The sequence below is a fragment of the Reyranella sp. GW821-FHT14A01 genome (assembly GCF_058803965.1).
Map to the genome: position 1 here is coordinate 136,697 of NZ_JBXAPM010000014.1, position 16,153 is coordinate 152,849.

At 60.5% G+C, this 16,153-nt stretch carries 15 protein-coding genes; 9 read left to right on the forward strand and 6 right to left on the reverse strand.

The window, feature by feature from the left end; translation table 11 throughout:
• Window positions 1-59: 59 nt before the first annotated feature.
• Together AC1ROX_RS24235 and AC1ROX_RS24240 are read left to right on the forward strand one after the other, a co-directional pair.
• Window positions 60-971: an ABC transporter ATP-binding protein gene (locus tag AC1ROX_RS24235; protein ID WP_493130108.1), complete on the forward strand. Its 912-nt coding sequence runs from the start codon at window positions 60-62 to the stop codon at window positions 969-971.
• On the forward strand, window positions 968-1,984 hold the full coding sequence (locus tag AC1ROX_RS24240) for an ABC transporter ATP-binding protein (RefSeq protein ID WP_493130008.1): 1,017 nt from the start codon (window positions 968-970) through the stop codon (window positions 1,982-1,984). The genes AC1ROX_RS24235 and AC1ROX_RS24240 overlap by 4 nt, the downstream gene beginning before the upstream one ends.
• On the opposite strand, the gene AC1ROX_RS24245 is transcribed toward AC1ROX_RS24240, so the two are convergent.
• The 3 genes from AC1ROX_RS24245 to AC1ROX_RS24255 are packed head-to-tail and all read right to left on the reverse strand — an operon-like array spanning window position 1,985 to window position 5,206.
• Window positions 1,985-2,869, reverse strand: coding sequence for an efflux RND transporter periplasmic adaptor subunit (locus tag AC1ROX_RS24245; protein WP_493130010.1), 885 nt, complete (start codon window positions 2,867-2,869; stop codon window positions 1,985-1,987). It abuts the gene before it with no gap.
• Window positions 2,860-3,093: a DUF1656 domain-containing protein gene (locus tag AC1ROX_RS24250; RefSeq protein WP_493130012.1), complete on the reverse strand. Its 234-nt coding sequence runs from the start codon at window positions 3,091-3,093 to the stop codon at window positions 2,860-2,862. The genes AC1ROX_RS24245 and AC1ROX_RS24250 overlap by 10 nt, the downstream gene beginning before the upstream one ends.
• 13 nt (window positions 3,094-3,106) lie before the next feature.
• Window positions 3,107-5,206: an FUSC family protein gene (locus tag AC1ROX_RS24255; protein WP_493130014.1), complete on the reverse strand. Its 2,100-nt coding sequence runs from the start codon at window positions 5,204-5,206 to the stop codon at window positions 3,107-3,109.
• Window positions 5,207-5,333: 127 nt separating this feature from the next.
• Here AC1ROX_RS24255 and AC1ROX_RS24260 point away from each other — a divergent pair, with 127 nt between their 5' ends.
• From AC1ROX_RS24260 to AC1ROX_RS24275, 4 genes are all read left to right on the forward strand, one after another.
• Window positions 5,334-5,615 carry a hypothetical protein gene (locus AC1ROX_RS24260; protein ID WP_493130018.1) on the forward strand — a complete coding sequence of 94 codons (282 nt, stop codon included), beginning with the start codon at window positions 5,334-5,336 and terminating at the stop codon, window positions 5,613-5,615.
• 351 nt (window positions 5,616-5,966) lie between these two features.
• Window positions 5,967-6,770 (forward strand): hypothetical protein, encoded by an 804-nt coding sequence (locus AC1ROX_RS24265; RefSeq protein WP_493130020.1) that lies wholly within the window; start codon window positions 5,967-5,969, stop codon window positions 6,768-6,770.
• Window positions 6,771-6,838: 68 nt separating this feature from the next.
• Complete coding sequence (locus AC1ROX_RS24270) at window positions 6,839-7,111, forward strand: hypothetical protein (RefSeq protein WP_493130022.1); 273 nt, start codon at window positions 6,839-6,841, stop codon at window positions 7,109-7,111.
• Between the two features lie 87 nt (window positions 7,112-7,198).
• A complete protein-coding gene (locus AC1ROX_RS24275) occupies window positions 7,199-7,939 on the forward strand; it encodes a hypothetical protein (protein WP_493130023.1) in 741 nt (246 codons plus the stop codon).
• Window positions 7,940-8,033: 94 nt separating this feature from the next.
• On the opposite strand, the gene AC1ROX_RS24280 is transcribed toward AC1ROX_RS24275, so the two are convergent.
• Window positions 8,034-8,681 carry a hypothetical protein gene (locus tag AC1ROX_RS24280; protein WP_493130025.1) on the reverse strand — a complete coding sequence of 216 codons (648 nt, stop codon included), beginning with the start codon at window positions 8,679-8,681 and terminating at the stop codon, window positions 8,034-8,036.
• Window positions 8,678-9,571, reverse strand: a complete 894-nt coding sequence (locus AC1ROX_RS24285) for an ArdC family protein (RefSeq protein ID WP_493130110.1) — start codon at window positions 9,569-9,571, stop codon at window positions 8,678-8,680. Before AC1ROX_RS24285 ends, AC1ROX_RS24280 begins: the two co-directional genes overlap by 4 nt.
• Window positions 9,572-9,991: 420 nt before the next feature.
• Here AC1ROX_RS24285 and AC1ROX_RS24290 point away from each other — a divergent pair, with 420 nt between their 5' ends.
• The 3 genes from AC1ROX_RS24290 to AC1ROX_RS24300 all read left to right on the forward strand — a co-directional run bounded on the left by AC1ROX_RS24290 (window position 9,992) and on the right by AC1ROX_RS24300 (window position 14,319).
• Window positions 9,992-10,198 (forward strand): hypothetical protein, encoded by a 207-nt coding sequence (locus tag AC1ROX_RS24290; RefSeq protein WP_493130027.1) that lies wholly within the window; start codon window positions 9,992-9,994, stop codon window positions 10,196-10,198.
• On the forward strand, window positions 10,195-12,546 hold the full coding sequence (locus AC1ROX_RS24295) for an AAA family ATPase (protein ID WP_493130029.1): 2,352 nt from the start codon (window positions 10,195-10,197) through the stop codon (window positions 12,544-12,546). Before AC1ROX_RS24290 ends, AC1ROX_RS24295 begins: the two co-directional genes overlap by 4 nt.
• A 126-nt stretch (window positions 12,547-12,672) precedes the next feature.
• Window positions 12,673-14,319: a patatin-like phospholipase family protein gene (locus tag AC1ROX_RS24300; RefSeq protein WP_493130031.1), complete on the forward strand. Its 1,647-nt coding sequence runs from the start codon at window positions 12,673-12,675 to the stop codon at window positions 14,317-14,319.
• A 79-nt stretch (window positions 14,320-14,398) separates the two neighbouring features.
• Here AC1ROX_RS24300 and AC1ROX_RS24305 read toward each other — a convergent pair whose 3' ends face one another.
• Complete coding sequence (locus AC1ROX_RS24305; protein WP_493130033.1) at window positions 14,399-15,892, reverse strand: relaxase/mobilization nuclease domain-containing protein; 1,494 nt, start codon at window positions 15,890-15,892, stop codon at window positions 14,399-14,401.
• Window positions 15,893-16,153: the final 261 nt, after the last annotated feature.

Sequence of the window (16,153 nt, forward strand, 5' to 3'; positions counted from 1 at the left end):
TGGCCGAACCTCTGCTGGACATTCGCGGGCTGAAAACCTGGTTCAAGACCGACGACGGCATGGTGCGTGCCGTCGACGGGGTCGACCTGCATATTGACCGGGGCGAGACGCTGGGCGTGGTGGGCGAGTCGGGCTGCGGCAAGACCGTCACCGCCCGCTCGGTGCTGAAGCTGATCGACATGCCGCCCGGCCGCTTCGAGGACGGGCAGATCCTGTGGCAGGGCAAGGACCTGATTCCACTCTCCATGGAAGAGATGGACAAGATCCGCGCCAAGGAGATTGCCATCATCTTCCAGGAGCCGATGACCTCGCTCAATCCGGTCTACACGGTGGGCGACCAGATCGCGGAGGTGATCGAGCTGCACCAGAAGCTGTCGCGCAAGCAGGCGATGGTGGGCGCCGCCGAAATGCTGCGGCTGGTCAACATCCCCAATCCTCAGCGCCGCGTGCACGACTATCCGCACCAGTTCTCCGGCGGCATGCGCCAGCGGGTGATGATCGCCATGGCGTTGTCCTGCCAGCCCAAGCTGCTGATCGCCGACGAGCCGACGACGGCGCTCGACGTCACCATCCAGGCGCAGATCCTGGAGCTGATGCAGGAGATGAAGGAACGGTTCGGCATGGCCATCATGCTGATCACCCACGCGATGGGCGTCGTCGCCGAGACCTGCCAGAGGGTGACGGTGATGTATGCCGGCAAGGTCGTCGAGGAAGCGCCGGTCGAGGCGCTGTTCGGCAATCCGCGGCATCCCTATACGCAGGGCCTGATCCGCTCGATCCCGCGAGTCGACCGGTCGGCCGAGAAGAAGCAGCGGCTGGAGGCGATCGCCGGCACCGTGCCGAACCTGCTCGACCCGCCGCCCGGTTGCCGCTTCGCCGCGCGCTGCAAGTTCGCCATGGATATCTGCACCCAGGGCGTGCCGCCGCTCAAGGAAGTCGGGCCCGGCCATTATGTGAGGTGCGTGCTGTGAGCGCTCCGGTCACCTCTCCCACGGCAGTCCCGGCGCCGGACGTTGCCAAACCACTCCTTTCCGTCCGCGACCTGCGCAAGCACTTCGCGATCCGCGGCGGCATCCTCTCGCGCGTGGTCGACAAGGTGCACGCCGTCGACGGCGTCAGCTTCGACATCGGCGCCGGCGAGACGCTGGGCGTGGTGGGCGAGTCGGGCTGCGGCAAGTCGACGACCGGCCGCTGCATCCTGCGCCTGATCGAGCCCAGCTCGGGTGAGGTCTGGTTCCAGGGCAACGACGTCATGAAGATGGATCGCAACGCGCTGCAGGCAATGCGGCGCGACATGCAGATCATCTTCCAGGACCCGTACGCGTCGCTGAACCCGCGCCTTACCATCGGGGCGATCATCGGCGAGGCGCTGATCATCCATAAGCTCGTGAACTCGCGGCAGGCGCTGGAAGACAGGGTCGTGCAGCTTCTCGAGACGGTGGGGCTGCGGCCCGATCACATGCGCCGCTTCCCGCACGAATTCTCCGGCGGCCAGCGCCAGCGCATCGGCATCGCCCGCGCGCTCGCCGTCGAGCCCAAGCTGCTGATCTGCGACGAGCCGGTCTCGGCGCTCGACGTGTCGATCCAGGCACAGGTCATCAACCTGCTGGAGGACCTGCAGGAGCAGTTCGGCCTAACCTACCTGTTCATCGCGCACGATCTCAGCGTCGTGGAGCACATCTCGACGCGCATCGCGGTGATGTATCTCGGCAGGGTCGTCGAGATCGCGCCGGCGGCGGAACTCTACGACACGCCGCTGCATCCCTATTCGGAAGCCCTGCTCTCGGCCGTGCCGATCCCCGACCCGACGATCAAGCGCAAGCGCATCATGCTGCAGGGCGACGTGCCCAACCCGATCCGCCCGCCGTCAGGCTGCCACTTCCACACCCGCTGCCCGATCGCGCGGCCGGATTGCAGCCAGCGCTCGCCGGTCCTCGAAGAGAAGCGTCCCGGTCACTGGGCGGCCTGTCACTACAGGGAATAGCTACCTCTTCTCGCCGGACGGCTTCACTGTCACCGTTGCCGTCAAGCCCGCGACGAGGCGCACGTTCGGAGGAATGGGACCGAGCTGGATACGCACGGGCACGCGCTGCGCCAACCGCACCCAGGTGAAGTTCGGATTGATGTTGGCCAGCAGGCCGACCCCGTCGACGCCCGCTTCCGCGATGCCGCGGCTCACGCCCTGTACGGTTCCCGGGATCACCACGTCGCCGGCCATGAGCTGGACCTCGGCCACGTCGCCGTCGCGCACATAGGGCAGCTTGGTTTCCATGAAGTAGGCGTACACGTAGAAGGCGTCGCTGTTGATGATCGCCAGCACCGGCGTGCCGGTCGTGGCGTAGTCGCCGACGCTCGCCGTCATGTTGGTGACGTAGCCGTTCACCGGCGAGCGCACCTCGGTGCGTTCCAGGTTGATGTTGGCGGTTTGCAGCGCCGCCACCGCCTGGTCGACCTCGGCCGCCGCGACGAGGGCGGCGGCGCGGCGGGCCTCGACATTGGCCGCCGAGATGGCGCCGGGATCGACCCTGTAGACATCCTCGTCGCGCTTCTCGTTGTCCTTGGCGAGCTGCAGGCTGGCGCGCTTGTTCTCGACCAGCGCCTGGGCCTGCGCCTGCGCGGCGAGGAAGCGGTCGCGTTCGACGACGAACAGGATGTCGCCTTTCCTGACTTGCTGGTTGTCGATGACGTTCAGCTTCGAGATCAGGCCCGACACGTCGGGCGCCAGGTTGACGATGATCGAGCGCACGCGGGCGTCGCGCGTCCACGGCTCGTACATGTAGATATTCCAGAGCTTCCAGCCGACGCCGACCGCGATCGCGGTCATGAAGAGGGTGATGCCGACGCGGATCACCTGCCTGCCTAGAGCCAACGCGTGCCTCCCGATAAGACCAGCCCGCCGACGATCACCACGAAAAGCGCCCCGTCGAACAGTGGCCGGTGCCAGATATAGGCGTAGGCGCCGCTCCAGCTCAGCAAATGGCGCAGGATGAGGAACGGCACCAGCGCCACCAGCGCCCACAGGACCATCGGCGGGAGGTAGAAGCCGAAGAAGTCGAGCGGTTTCAGGCTCTCGATGCCGAGTGTGTTGGTCATGGCGGCGCTTCGATCAGGAAATCGCACGGGTGAGGAAGGCGCGGTCGATGCCGAGCCGGTCGGCAATGAAATGCAACGAGGCTTGGACGTGCGCCAGCGCAATCGTGCCGTCGTCGCCCGCTCTGCGCGGAAGCGCCGCGAGATCGGCGCGGGCCGAGGCCACGGCGGCAACCGCCTCGTCCACGATCTGCACGCGGGCGTCCAGACCGTCGGCCTGCGGCAGCCGCTCGAACCCGGAGGCCAACCGGTCGAGGCAGGCCGCGGCGCGCTCGCGGGCTTCGACGGGGAAGGCTGGCGTATCGATCCGGTTGCGCAGGCGGACCAGTTCGAGCGCCATCGAAGCGAGGCCGAAGCTGCCGTTCATCCTTTCGTCATCTTCCGTCCTGGTGAGATCGAGGCGCGGCATCAGCTTCAGCAGGGCGAGCAGGATCGGCATGCGTGCATTGATCTCGGGCCGCTCGCCGCGCGCGGCACCGGGCAGCGCGTTCACGGCATCGATCCACTCGCGCAGCCGCGGCTGGGCGGGATCGTAGGGCATCACCATCGCGATCATGAGGACGCCGCCGCAGAGGCCGAGCAGCAGGCCGATCGAGCTGTCGATATAGGGACCGATGTCGAAGCTCGGCAGGTTGGCCAACCCGAGCTGTGTGGCGAAGAAGGCCGAGAAGACCGCGGCCGGGAATGCGTAGGCCGGCTTGGTCATGACCAGGCCCGACGGGATCAGGACCAGGGCCAGGAAGGCGGCCAGCGGCACGAAGTCGCCGACCTGCGGCACGACGACGGCCATGCCGAAGAAACCGACGACCATCGACAGCGCGACGGCCGTCACGAAGCTGAGCGCCATCTGGGCGGGGTTCTCCGCCGTGGCGAAGAACACCATCATCACCGCGAGGCCGGTCATCGCGTTGGTGCCGGCGGTCCAGGCCGAGAAGATCCAGAAGGTGCCGATCGCGGCGACGGCCAGCACCGCGCGCGCCGCCTGGATCAGCGCCTTCGTCATGTCGGGCTCGACGGTCGCGGCCATGCGCGGTCCCGGCGGCTCGACCGCCGCGCCGCCGGTCGAGGCGGCGACGGCGCGGATGAGGCTCGTCACCATGTCGGCGGTGCGCTGCAGGACCAGCAGGCTCTCGCTCACCTGTTCAAAAGGCGCGGTGGCCGCCAGCGCTTCCATCTCGGTCCGTGCATCGGCCAGTGCCTGGCGCGCCTCGTCGAGCGCACTCACGGCAGCGGGCGAATGCGGGCCATCGGCCTCAGCCGCAATCGTCTCCAGCAGGCCGACCACCCGGTCGAGCACCGGTTCGAGCTGCGCGGCGACCGCCTGGTCCTCGCGGGCGCGCAGCTCGGCCAGCCGGATGAAGAGGCCGCGGGCGACCGAGAGCATGCCGAGGAACGCCCGCAGGATGCGCGACAGCGCTTCGTCGTCGCGCTTGAGGGCCGGTACCTCGAACACGGCGTAGGAGCGCAGTGCGTCGAACTTCACGATGTCGGCCGACATCTGCCGGCGCATGTCATGGAAGACATGGTCTGGTGTGCCGGGTCGCAGCACGACGGCGGCATAGCGTGCGAGCGAGGAGAAAGTCGTGCGGATGGAACCGTCCAGCACGTCGTGCGCAAATCGTGGAAAGAAGACGACGTGCACGAGGGCTGCGCAGACGATGCCGAGGCCAACCTCGGTCACGCGGTCGCCGGCCAGGCGCCACGCATCGTCGGGGGCGTCGACCGAGCCGAAGCCGATCATCAGCGCGGAATAGGCGGCGAGGCCGAAGCCGTAGGAGGCGAAGTTGCGCGACAGGGTGGCGCCGACGGTGCAGCAGGCGAGCCAGAGCGCCATGGCCAGGATGAACAATGGCCCGGACTGCGCGAACAGGCCGACGCAGACCAGGGCGAAGATCGCGCCGCACGCCGTGCCGACCAGCCGGTAGGCGCTCTTGGACAGGATGGCGCCGACCATCGGCTGCGATAGCAGATAGACGGTGACGATCGCCCATTGCGGCTCCTTCACCTCCAGCCAGTAGGAGATCAGCAGCGCGCCGATGCCGGCGGCGAAGGTCTTCACCGAAAAGGCGAGATCGGCCAGCGAGAAGGGTGGCGTGAAGGTGAAGCGGGACGTCATCGGCGGCCTGATTGGCGCCGGTACGTCTCGGCTGGCAGTTTCGACGGCCCTCTCCATGCTCATTGCCTTACCCTAGACCTGCTGATGAGCGAGGACTAGAAATCTGCGCCTAACAATCGAGGGTCCCATGTCAGAGGATAGCAAGAAGAAGGAAAGTGCGATCCTCACTGAGAATGAGGAAGCGCTCTTCCAGATCATGAAGATCGTCATTGCGACCGTTGCGGCTGGCGATCCGGTCAAAGGCAAGCAGCTGGACGACCAGCTTACCTATCTGAAGAACGCCTTTTACTCGAACGGGAAGAAGAAGGCGGCGATCATGGCGGAGTCGATACGCATCGCGGCATTTGCGTCGAGTCGCGATGCCGCTCGTTTGGCAAGCTTGCGGGGAAGCCCGAAGGGAAGCGCTTAATATTCCCGTTTCCAACGTCGACTAAGCTTTCGGCACCTTTGGTGCCCCCGGCCGGACTCGAACCGGCACGACCCTTACGGATCAAGCGATTTTAAGTAGTTTGAATGTACCCGTAAATAATTGAAAAATATATGTTTTCAGTGAAAAGGCCGTGCTATGTGTATGAAACTGTGACGTTTTTCGAGAATCCTGAGCAGGACAAGCGCCTCCTTCACCCCCGAGCCGAACGGCTCAAACTGGGCGAACGCCCGCCGGAAGCAGGGAAATTCGCGTGAACCACGGGCGATAAATCGTGCCCGATGGGTCGCAAGCCTGTTTGATGGTGTTCTTGTAGGCATCGGCGAGATCGCTTTGGCAAAGCCACCCTCAAAACTGTCGCTCGACGATGCGACGAAACTGCTCGTCCACTTGGTGCGCAGTCCCAATCACGCCAACTATGGATCGTACGGGTACGACATCTATCTCTCGACGGCGCTCCGCGTGTATCTGGAACGCAGCTATCAGCTGCCGTCCTGGGATTTGGATCAGGCCATCAAGCCTCTTATGCCGGAATTGTATGCGGCAGCATGGGAGTTGTGCCGACGCGGCATCCTTCGGCCCGGCATAAGTCACTACGGGGCACAGGCGACGGACGCGGGCGGCTCCGGTGAAGGCTATTCGATCACTCCTTTTGGCAAGCAATGGCTTGCTGAGTTCGACAAGGACGATTTCGTGCCAGTCGAGCCCGAGCGCTTTGGGCAGATGCTAGCGCCATTTCAGGCGCGCTTTGGCGTTGCGTTTAACGAGCGCGCCCAAGAGGCCATTCGCTGCTATGGCGCGCACGCTTATCTCGCAAGTTGTGTCATGTGCGGTGCGGCGGCAGAGGCAATCATGCTGGCCACCGCCATCGCCAAGGCTGATGAAGAGACGATCCTGAAGGAATATCTGGGAGCAGGCGGACGTAAGAAGATTGAGAACAGGATCATCGGTCAACGACGAAAAGAACTCGCTTCAGAATTTCAGGGATATCTCAGCCTTCTAAAATACTGGAGGGACGAAGCGGCGCACGGCGGTAAGTCAGGGATTGGAGACAACGAAGCGTTTACGTCGTTGGCAATGCTCCTCCGCTTCGCCTTGTTCACCGACAAAAATTGGAGCGAACTTACCGCTTCCTAGTTGTCATGCATATGTAGGACGAGCTCGCCTAGCTGGTAACGCCTACGGATTGATGCTCAAGTGCAGCGATGAGAGAGCGCCGCTTTCGCTTCCAGCCATCTGATATCTGCCTCGATATCATTACGCCGATTAACAATGACGAGTTGCCGATTGCAGCGGATCTACGGTCGCGCTTGAAGGAATTGAGCCGCCTGCACGACGCAACTCTTGAGAAAAACCGCAGGCCGACGGAGCAAGAGCGCTGGGAATTCACGCATCTGTACGAACAAGCGATCCCGTTGCTCGAAGAACAATTGAGAGTACGGCGCGTTAACCGAGACGATTTTTCCGGCTGTGTTTGAAAGACCAGCGATCAAGCGCTAGCGTTAGTCTTATGGTTCACGTCGCCGGGCTTGGGACAGAGCCGGATTGCCAACTATGATTCCAACATGAGCATCATCAGCCCCTTCATCACTTTCGCCCTGTTCACGCTCGGCTTGCTGGCTTGGCGACTACAGTTGATCGACAAACGCCGATTCGAAATCGCCGAAGAGGTCCTGGTGAAGTACGCGAAGATGGCGGCGCTGTTGAAGCGCTCGCGTCAAAGTAACTCTTATAGGGGGTTCCGGGAGTTTAGGGAGGAACGAAAGCCAGACACGCGCTATTGCGAATACTTGCTCCAAAGAGAGTGGCAATATCGGATTCCAGACGACATCCAGAAAGAGTGGAATGATGGCTATCGGGATGCAGTAGCGACAGCGGTACAAGCCGAAATCTATCTCACAACGGAAATTCGGGAGACGTTCAATTTCCCCGTTGAATGCTATCGGGGAGTCCAAGAGGCGGCTTCCATTCTCGACGGTATCTCGCCCTATCCGAGTATCGACCCCAACAATGAAGAACCATATCCAGAACCAGACTATCCCGATCTTGAGGATGACTACCTCACGAATGAACAAGAACAGGATTTGGAGCGAGTGTTCTTTCCTGTGCGGTTCGAAGATGCCATTCCGGGACAAGCGGCGACCGACGAATTGAGCCGTGAGGTCAGTCGGCGCTACCACAATCTGGTTGAACTATGCCGTCCTTACACGAACCAGAACCCATATCGGTTCCTTTATCGGTTCGCCCAAAGTCTCAAACCCGAGCCGGGATGGTGGGATAGGCTTCGCGCAGGAAAGCTCGATTAGGAACCTTAAGAGAGTCGCCAGAACCGCAGAAAGGATCAGGGCGCTCCTGTCTTCAATCAACGACGCGGTCGGCCGCGAGAGGCGGAGCACGAAGTTAGTCTTTTTCTTTTCTTCGAACTCGTAGCGGCACGATACGACAGAGTTTCCCCTTCAACTTCGTCTCAATAAATTCGCCCAAGATGCCAGTCGCGAACCGATCGGGCGTGTAGCCGGGGCACAGGGGGCCACCGGAGCCTAGAAAACTGCGATATCCGGTCTCGCTTAGGAACGGCTTACCCCTATCCACCGCGTGCGCCGAGAAGCCGAGCCACGAGACGAAAGTCGCGCCAATGCCGAACAGACCTTCCATCTCGATACGGACGCGCATCTTCTTATGATTGATCTCAAACGAGCCTGCTTGGCCCCAGAGAGGTACTTGGCCATCGTCTGCGCATGTCAAACGTTCCAGCACCGAACCGGGCGAATCTTCGTCAGCGATGATGCCCGGTTCATACTTGTTCAGCTTGGTAGCAAGGTCATGCGCTTCCTTGCGCAGATGCGCCACGGCGTTGGTGTCACCATCGAGCATTGCCTTGTGGTGCCGTTCGATCAGAGAACGGAAGAACGGCACCGCGTCGTCCATGGTCGAAGGGAGATGGCCGTATCGCCGATCTCTGATCCTAGCTTCGTTGGCCGTTTCCGTTTGTGCCAACAACGCGTCAAAGGCGAGCTGCCCCGGCAGTGTTTGGGTGCGGCGGGTCATGCTGCCTCCGCGATCCGGTCTTGCGGACCATTCAAAGAGTCGGCGGCGCGTTGCGCATGAGCCGATGCGGTAAAGATGGCGCGCTTATCATCGTTCAGGACCTTGATCCACGATGCGATGTAGTCGGCATGATCAGTCCGAACCGCCGGAGCGAGCGCCAAATCAGATGACAAGAAGGCGGCGCCGAGTTCGGCAACCAGCTCCTCCATTGCATATCCTTCGTCCCCCCAGCGCTTGCGGCCAAAGTCGCGATTGAGGCGGGACTCGTGCTTCGTCCAGTGCGTGGCTTCGTGGGCGAGGGTGGCATAGTAGCTCTCTGCATCCTTGAACACCTCGAACGGCGGCATCTGGATAAAATCTTGCGATGAATTGTAGTAGGCGCGGTTGCCGCCGTGATTGATGCTGGCACCGATAGCGGCAAAGAATGCATCGGCTGATGCGATACGCTGCACCGGATCGAGTGAGCGGGGGACGCTTGCATAGTATTGCGGCGGCAAGCCTTCGACCTGCTCGACATTGAAGACCGTGTATCCCTTCATGAAGGGGATATCTCGTTCAGTCTGGTTACCCGTAGCGGTATCGATTTCCGTGCGAGTGGTCTTGGAGGCGTAGACGACGAGCGAACCACGCTCGCCTTTGCGCACATGCGCTTTCAGTTCTTGCGCTTGCTTGTAGGTGATCCAAATAGGGGCGGTGTAGCCCTTGGCCTCGGCTTCCATCCAGAGGGAGAGCACGTTGATGCCGCGATAGGGCACACCATTTGCGCGAAGAGGCCGGGTAACGCGTCCCGCTGCATGCTCTGCATGCCATGGCTTGTGCCAAGGCCGCACGCCTTGTTCCAAATGTGAGAGAACGGTCTCGGTAATACGGGTGTAGACATCGGATTTCATCGGATTGCCTGTGGAGTTCGGGTTGCGCATGCAACCGACTAGCCACGCGGCAATGAGCGGGGGTGATGCGTCAGGGCCGGAAAGCGGCGGGTGGCGCGGGCCGGAGCGAAGCGACTACACGGAAGCCGCTTTCCGCCCGAAGGGCTTGGCCTTGACGCAACGGGGGCCGCAGGCCCCAACGAAAACAAGAAATTCAGCCGAAGGCTGGCACTAGATATTCGCGCGAGGGATCGTTACCCGAAGGGCGAAGACGTCCCTCCCTCGGCTTCAACCGAGGGGCGGCTTCGTGAGGCCGCCCGCAAGGCGGCCGAATAGAGCCCGGTCCGCAGGACGCACCTAGATTGCAGTAGTAAGCAACGACGCGGGTAGTGGGTCGGTCCGGGACACGCTATAAGGGTGTGGGTGCCCAGGGGAAGCGAGATGCCGGAAGAAGAAAAATCAGTAGAGTGGGTAAGCCAGTGCGTTGATGACGTCGTGCTTGAGGTATCTAAATTTGTGCGAGCCACGCTGAAAATCCAGCTTGAGAGCATGCGGGAACGACCGCTGAAGGCCAGCGAAGTCACGAAACTCGCCGTGGGGCTGCTTGAGACGCCGATGGAAGCCAGCGCCGAGGAGACGGCGACGTGAGGCTGACCTCCATCGGGCTTGAGTGGTTTCGCGGAGCGGCGGACCTAGTCACGCTCGATCTCAATGGCCGTTCCTGCGTCGTGTTCGGCAAGAATGGCGCTGGCAAGTCTTCTTTCGTCGATGGCATCGAGTTCGTGCTCAAGGATGGAAAGCTCCAGCAGCTGGCGCACGAGTACAGCGGCCGCAATCAGGAAAAGGGCCTGCCAAACACCAGGCGACCGGCCGAAAAGAAGACCCAGATTCAGATCGCTTTCAAGAATGGTGAAATCCTGAAAGCAGGGATCAAAGCGAATAACCTGCCCGAGATGTCCATTGTGGCCGGCGTAGATATGCCTGGCTGGGATTATGGGCGCACGGTCCTTCGGCAGACTGATGTGACAGCATTCATTGAGGAAGCAAAGGGCCGGAAGTATTCAGTGCTTCTCCCGCTGCTCGGGCTGCACGAATTCGAAGTAGCGGCTGAAAACTTGCACCAACTGCACCGTGAACTTGAGAGGCAAGGAAGGGTTCAGTTCAAAAAGGGCGAGTTGGAAGCGCAGACCAGGAAGAGGGAGAAAGTGTTCGGCGGGGCGAGCGACATGGCAATCGCGGAGGAAATCAGCACGACTTACAGCGCCGAGTGTCCGAGCGGTACGGCTACTGATCGTATGGCGCACTGCGATGGAATTATTGCGTCTCTTCAGGCTAAGCTCTCAAACCTGTCGGATCTGCACCGACGCTACACTGTGCTCAGAGGGATAGCTGAAGCGGATGTGATCGGAAGCGTCACCGGTCTCCGTGCATCTAACGCGAAGCTGGCCGAAAGCGCAGAAAAGCTGATTGCTGAACGCCTGGCCGTGCTCGACGCTGCCGCTGAATTTCGTGAGGGGCTGACTACTCAACAAGAGATCGACTGCCCCGCGTGCGGCACGACGGTGCGTGCAGAAGAGTTTGCTGCACACATTGCATCAGAGAAGGAGCGACTTGCTGCCCTGACGACATCGTTCGACGAGAGGAAGTCGGCGATGAATGACTTGGCTTCGGCCATCCGCAAGATAAAAGAGGGTCTCAAGTCACCTATCCTCAAGGCTTGGGTCAATGAGGGCAAGCAGGGCGAGCTGAAATCGCATCTTGAATGGATCGAGAACTGCAACGCGGACGATTTCCGGGAGAAGACCGATGAAGCAAAGCTTAATAAGGCTGAGAACGTTTGCCAGCGCTTGATCGAAGCGGCGGCGGCGGAAACAGTGCAGGCACCGGAAGAGGTGGCTGCGCTTAACGCCGTCAAGGATCGCACTGAGACAGCGAAGCAGGTCTTTGCTTCCGATGCCTTGCGCGAGGAAATTGGCCATGCGGAAGAGGTTGTTCGCTTTGTCGCGGCTCTCGAGGTATCTGTCCGGAAGCAAATTCGCGAGCGGAGTCAGAAGGCAATCGACGATATCTCGGAAGACATTAAGACGATCTGGAACGTGTTGCATCCGGGGAGAGCGATAGAAGATGTTAAGCTGTATCTGCCCGAAGGGGACAAAGCCATCGACATCGGCCTGACCTTTTACGGCACCGAGCAGGCGTCTCCGCGTCTAACACTTTCTGAAGGCTACCGGCATTGCCTTGGGCTGTGCATCTTCTTCGCGCTCGCGAAGAGCGAGGCCGAGGCGGACCGGCCGATAATTCTCGACGACGTCGTGATCAGCCTCGACAAGGAGCATCGCGGGATGGTCTTCAACGTGTTGAAGAACCTCTTCTCAGACCGCCAGATCATCGTATTCACCCACGACCGCGACTGGTTCACAGATCTTCGGCAGCAGCTTGATGAAGGGCAGTGGTTGTTCAAGGCGCTCCTGCCATACGATACGCCCGAGCGTGGAATCCGGTGGGCCACAGAGCTACCGGGAAGCTTCATGGAGGCCGAGGCTAAACTTCCTGCCGACCCGAGAGGTGCGGCTAACTTCGCCAGGTCGATCATGGACGCAAAGATCCCCACGGTCGCTGAGAAATTGCAGGTGCGGATGCCGTACCTCAGGGGCGAGCACAATGACCGCCGGGGCGCGCATGCACTCCTTGCTCGGATTGTGAGTGACGGTAAGAAGTGCTTGCAGAAAAAGTTTGGCTCTGCTTATCAGCCCTTCACGGAAGGTTTGAACGCACTCGGTGAAGCTGATGCACTTCTCGTCACTTGGGCGAACCGAGCGTCCCATGACGATATTGAAGTCGCCGAAGCGAAGCAGCTAATCGAAACCTGCAAGACGGCGCTTGCTCAATTGCGATGCGTTACCTGCGGGAAGGATATCTGGTTCTCGGAGGCGGCGTCGCAGGAGTGGGTGCAATGCACGTGTGGTGAACTCCGGTGGCGATACGGAAAGAGCTGAGAGCGTCGGTCCTCTGTCTCTACGATTTAGGGCTAAAGGTGACATGCCGATCTTCGCAGAACCTTAGTTGCGCAAGCTGAAGCGGTCGATATCGGTGTGGTTTAATTGCCGAGGTAAACTTGCGCTATGGATAGCTTCGAAAAAGCAAGACAGGTGCGTAGAGGCCTGGTTATTCAAGGCGGGGGCGCGAAAGGAGCGTTCGCGCTTGGATGTATGAAGGCGTTCCAGGAGCACGGGGTAGACTTCTCCGCCGTTGCCGGAACGTCCGCAGGAGGGTTATGCGCCATTATCTGGTCAACAGGGCGCGTAGAAGAAGGAGTGGCAGCTTGGAAGGAGATCGATCATAGCGGCTTTTTCGGTCGCAATCCCGATGGGTGTGTGCGCCGCTTGATTAAGGTCCTCTGCGTCGCTGGAAAGCTTTTTGTGAGCTACCTAAAGAACGTTGAACCAGAAGGCCGGCACCAAGCTGGCCGCGATATTGTGTGTTCACTCGTAATGGGTGTGTTCGCTTGGCTTTTGCTGTTTGGCTTCCTTCCCTTCTGGGGCTGGTTGGTGGCGGCACTGGTCATTCCCATCATAGCTCTTCTCGCATTTGCGAACGAACTGCCGCTGATAGGTTGGGATAATCGTGTACGGCGGCTGATAGCGGACGTGATCGGATTCATCGCAGCGACGCGGTTCTTGGTTTCTGTCCTATGGCTTCTGCTTGAGTGCGCAGGCTTCGTAACTTTGGAGATACGCATTACTCTAAGTGAGGGGATTATCTACGGCCTCATGCTGGTGGCTATGCGCCTGCCCGTCCGAGTCCAAACGACGCTGATGGAGGGCAAACTTCTTGCCGTCCAAGTCGGCCGCTTTCTGGAATCGGATCTTAAGATTCCGACCTACGTGACGGTCGCGCACGAGAGTGCTCCCCACTCGCCGCGCTTCATGTTGCCGACGCCGGGCGTATTCAAGGCTTATTACGTAGGTTTGCACTTAGCGCCGGTTGAGGTGCGGGGACAGTATGCGTATGCAAGCGCGGCATTGCCGTTCGGTATCTTTGCCCATGCCGATATCGGCGGAAAGATTTTTGTCGATGGTGGCGTTGCTGACAATACGCCGGTGCTGGCGATGGCGCGCGAGGAGGTCGATGAGATATGGCTGATTTGTCTTCAGCCGGATCGCCTGGATATTCGCGAGCACATCCGAAACGTCTGTATGCAAACAATGTTTGCTGATGGTCCCCAAGCCTTTCCGGAAGGAGGGCATGACGCTATGGACGCTTGGCTTAGTCGAGTCAGGATCGTCTTGCTCTCGCCGCGGGCGTCGTTAGGTGGGCTTTTGATGGGCACGCTTAACTTTAGCAAACGGCGAACGGAGAGCTGCCTGCGTCATGGCTATCGGGTAGCCACTCGTGTGATTGCCGGGGTTGACGATGGAAAAGAGCCTCGCACATACCAGCTTCGCTTCTCGTTTCTCTCAAAAGTACGTCTGTCACTGCGCGCGCAGCCGCCATGCAGCATGTGGCGTTTATTCGCGCGGAACGATGCCAACGGCGAGGCTTTGCGGGACTTCCATCTACCTCGCGGCGTTCGCCCGGCCCGGGGAGAGGAGGGTACGGCGGCCTGGAGCTGGTCTGTCATCATGGTATGGCTGCTCTTCATGACTGACGCCGTTGCCAGTGATCACACGTGGAAGCGCATGGTTGTCGGCTCTTTCGTAGGCCTAGTCATGCTCGGCTTGCCGTCTTGGTGGGCAAGAGTGAAGCGCAATTTGGGGCTGAGATTCTGAATGCAAGCGGGGCGAAAGCATGGTCGCCGCCCAAAAGACAACTGAAGCAGGCTGGATCATACAGGGCGAATGGCCTACGTCAGCGTCCGCGACGTCGACCGAAATCTCGCCTCGCATTCGCTTGCTTGAATGCGGCCATGCGCTTCTCCATGTCGGCGACCGGATCCGGTGCCTGGTTCGGGAGAGCGGCAGTGGCAAATGCATGTTTCAGCTCCGGTTCATCCGCGAGCAGCGTCTTGATGTCCTGCACCTTGATCGACGCTCCTTCGCTGAGCTGTGGCGGCGCCTGGTTGACGGCGGTTTCTCGTGATGGCGGCAGAACGGTAGGCATAACACGAACGCGTTCGGCATTCGCTAACGCGCGAGCGGCATTCGTTCGCTCTACCTTCTGAGAATGGGCAAGAACATCCATCTCGAGTTGCTGCCGCGATCTCAGGATCTGTAGATCCTGCGCATGCTCGCGAAGTGCGATGCGCGCGGTCCCGTCGGAGAGCTTCCGTTCCCACTGGGCGAGCGCCACGCGTTCCCCGCGATGGATCGTGTCGACTCTCTTCCGCAATGACTTGGGTGAGAGGGCGAGCCAAGCCATATCCCGTGCCCGCAGCTTGCCCGCCTTTTGGAGAAACGCGCGGTTGGCGAACACGAAGCAGGCTCGCTCAAAGAGGCCGCCCTTGTTGGCCTTGACCACCATCTGCATCTGCCTGGCTTGATGCTGGTAGAGCGTGCGCCATCGTGGCCGAAACTTCTCCTCGGCTGCGGCGCGATCACGGGCGATCCTGCTCTCGGTCTGCCCATCCAGAGCCCTGCGCTCGCTGGCATGCTTGGCATAGAGCTGGTCGAATTGGTCAGTTGCTTTCGAAGACGCATGTTGTTGCTGACGCCACTCTCGAAGCTGCTTTTGTTCGTTTGCCTCGCGCGCGGTGTACTGAGTCCGGGTCAGCGACTTGGTGTCCTTGACCATGATGCCTTGCTGCCGCAGGTCGTTGTTGCGGACGCGTTGCTCGCATCGGATCCCGCCATGGTCGCGCTCATACTGCTCGGCCCATCGGGAGAAGCGAAGCTGATCGAAGGCGATGTTTCGGGCGTGGCTCCCGTCGAGTTCGATCCGGTTCACGATGACATGGATATGCGGCTGCGGCTCGTCGGTGTGCTGGACGATCAGAGTCTGCAATCCCTCGAGCCGCAGGGCCTTCAGGCTGGAATGTGCCGCCGCCATCATCTCGGCCTGGTCGGGAGTCTGATCGGGTGCCCAGGAGAGGGAATACACATAGACAGGCTTGGTGAGTTTCCGGCCCCGTTTGTTCTTCTCGCGCTCCCGGTAGCGGTCATAGCTCGCCGACATCTGGTCGATGGCTTGGGCAGGCGTATCCGCTTGCATATTGAGCATGGCCGTAAATCCGACTCGGTACGCCGTCTGCCGATTGACCTTGTCGTGCAGAGCGTAATCGCCGACGGCTTTGAAGTCGTCCTTAGCGCTCGTGGAAAGCCGCTGCTGGCCATCCACCTTGTCGTGCAGGTAGTACTGGCCAGCGCCCTCGAAGGACTGACCGGACTGGGCGACCCTGGGTATCACTCTTGGCTCCCTACCAAGGTAAATTCCCGAAGTTGGGAATTTACACATCTTGCTACCGTCTTCGCAACTGAGGGTCGCATCAGATCTGGCCAGTGTTTCAGCGGCTTGCGGGACTTATCCGCATCAAATGCGTCCGTAGGTCATGACCGCATGCATTCATGCTCCGCCTCATGCGTGCGTACTCAAAACCCTTGTTCTTCGGTCCTTTTCGGGTCGGTTCATGCATCGGGTCATGCTTCAGATTCGAGGCTTTTGATTTTC

Excerpts from the sequence above, each read along its gene's own strand:
- AC1ROX_RS24235 (WP_493130108.1), top strand. The coding sequence starts at position 60 with ATGGTGCGTGCCGTCGACGGGGTCGACCTGCATATTGACCGGGGCGAG.
- AC1ROX_RS24250 (WP_493130012.1), bottom strand. The coding sequence starts at position 3,093 with ATGACCAACACACTCGGCATCGAGAGCCTGAAACCGCTCGACTTCTTC.
- AC1ROX_RS24255 (WP_493130014.1), bottom strand. The coding sequence starts at position 5,206 with ATGACGTCCCGCTTCACCTTCACGCCACCCTTCTCGCTGGCCGATCTC.
- AC1ROX_RS24260 (WP_493130018.1), top strand. The coding sequence starts at position 5,334 with ATGTCAGAGGATAGCAAGAAGAAGGAAAGTGCGATCCTCACTGAGAAT.
- AC1ROX_RS24270 (WP_493130022.1), top strand. The coding sequence starts at position 6,839 with ATGAGAGAGCGCCGCTTTCGCTTCCAGCCATCTGATATCTGCCTCGAT.
- AC1ROX_RS24275 (WP_493130023.1), top strand. The coding sequence starts at position 7,199 with ATGAGCATCATCAGCCCCTTCATCACTTTCGCCCTGTTCACGCTCGGC.
- AC1ROX_RS24280 (WP_493130025.1), bottom strand. The coding sequence starts at position 8,681 with ATGACCCGCCGCACCCAAACACTGCCGGGGCAGCTCGCCTTTGACGCG.
- AC1ROX_RS24285 (WP_493130110.1), bottom strand. The coding sequence starts at position 9,571 with ATGAAATCCGATGTCTACACCCGTATTACCGAGACCGTTCTCTCACAT.
- AC1ROX_RS24290 (WP_493130027.1), top strand. The coding sequence starts at position 9,992 with ATGCCGGAAGAAGAAAAATCAGTAGAGTGGGTAAGCCAGTGCGTTGAT.
- AC1ROX_RS24300 (WP_493130031.1), top strand. The coding sequence starts at position 12,673 with ATGGATAGCTTCGAAAAAGCAAGACAGGTGCGTAGAGGCCTGGTTATT.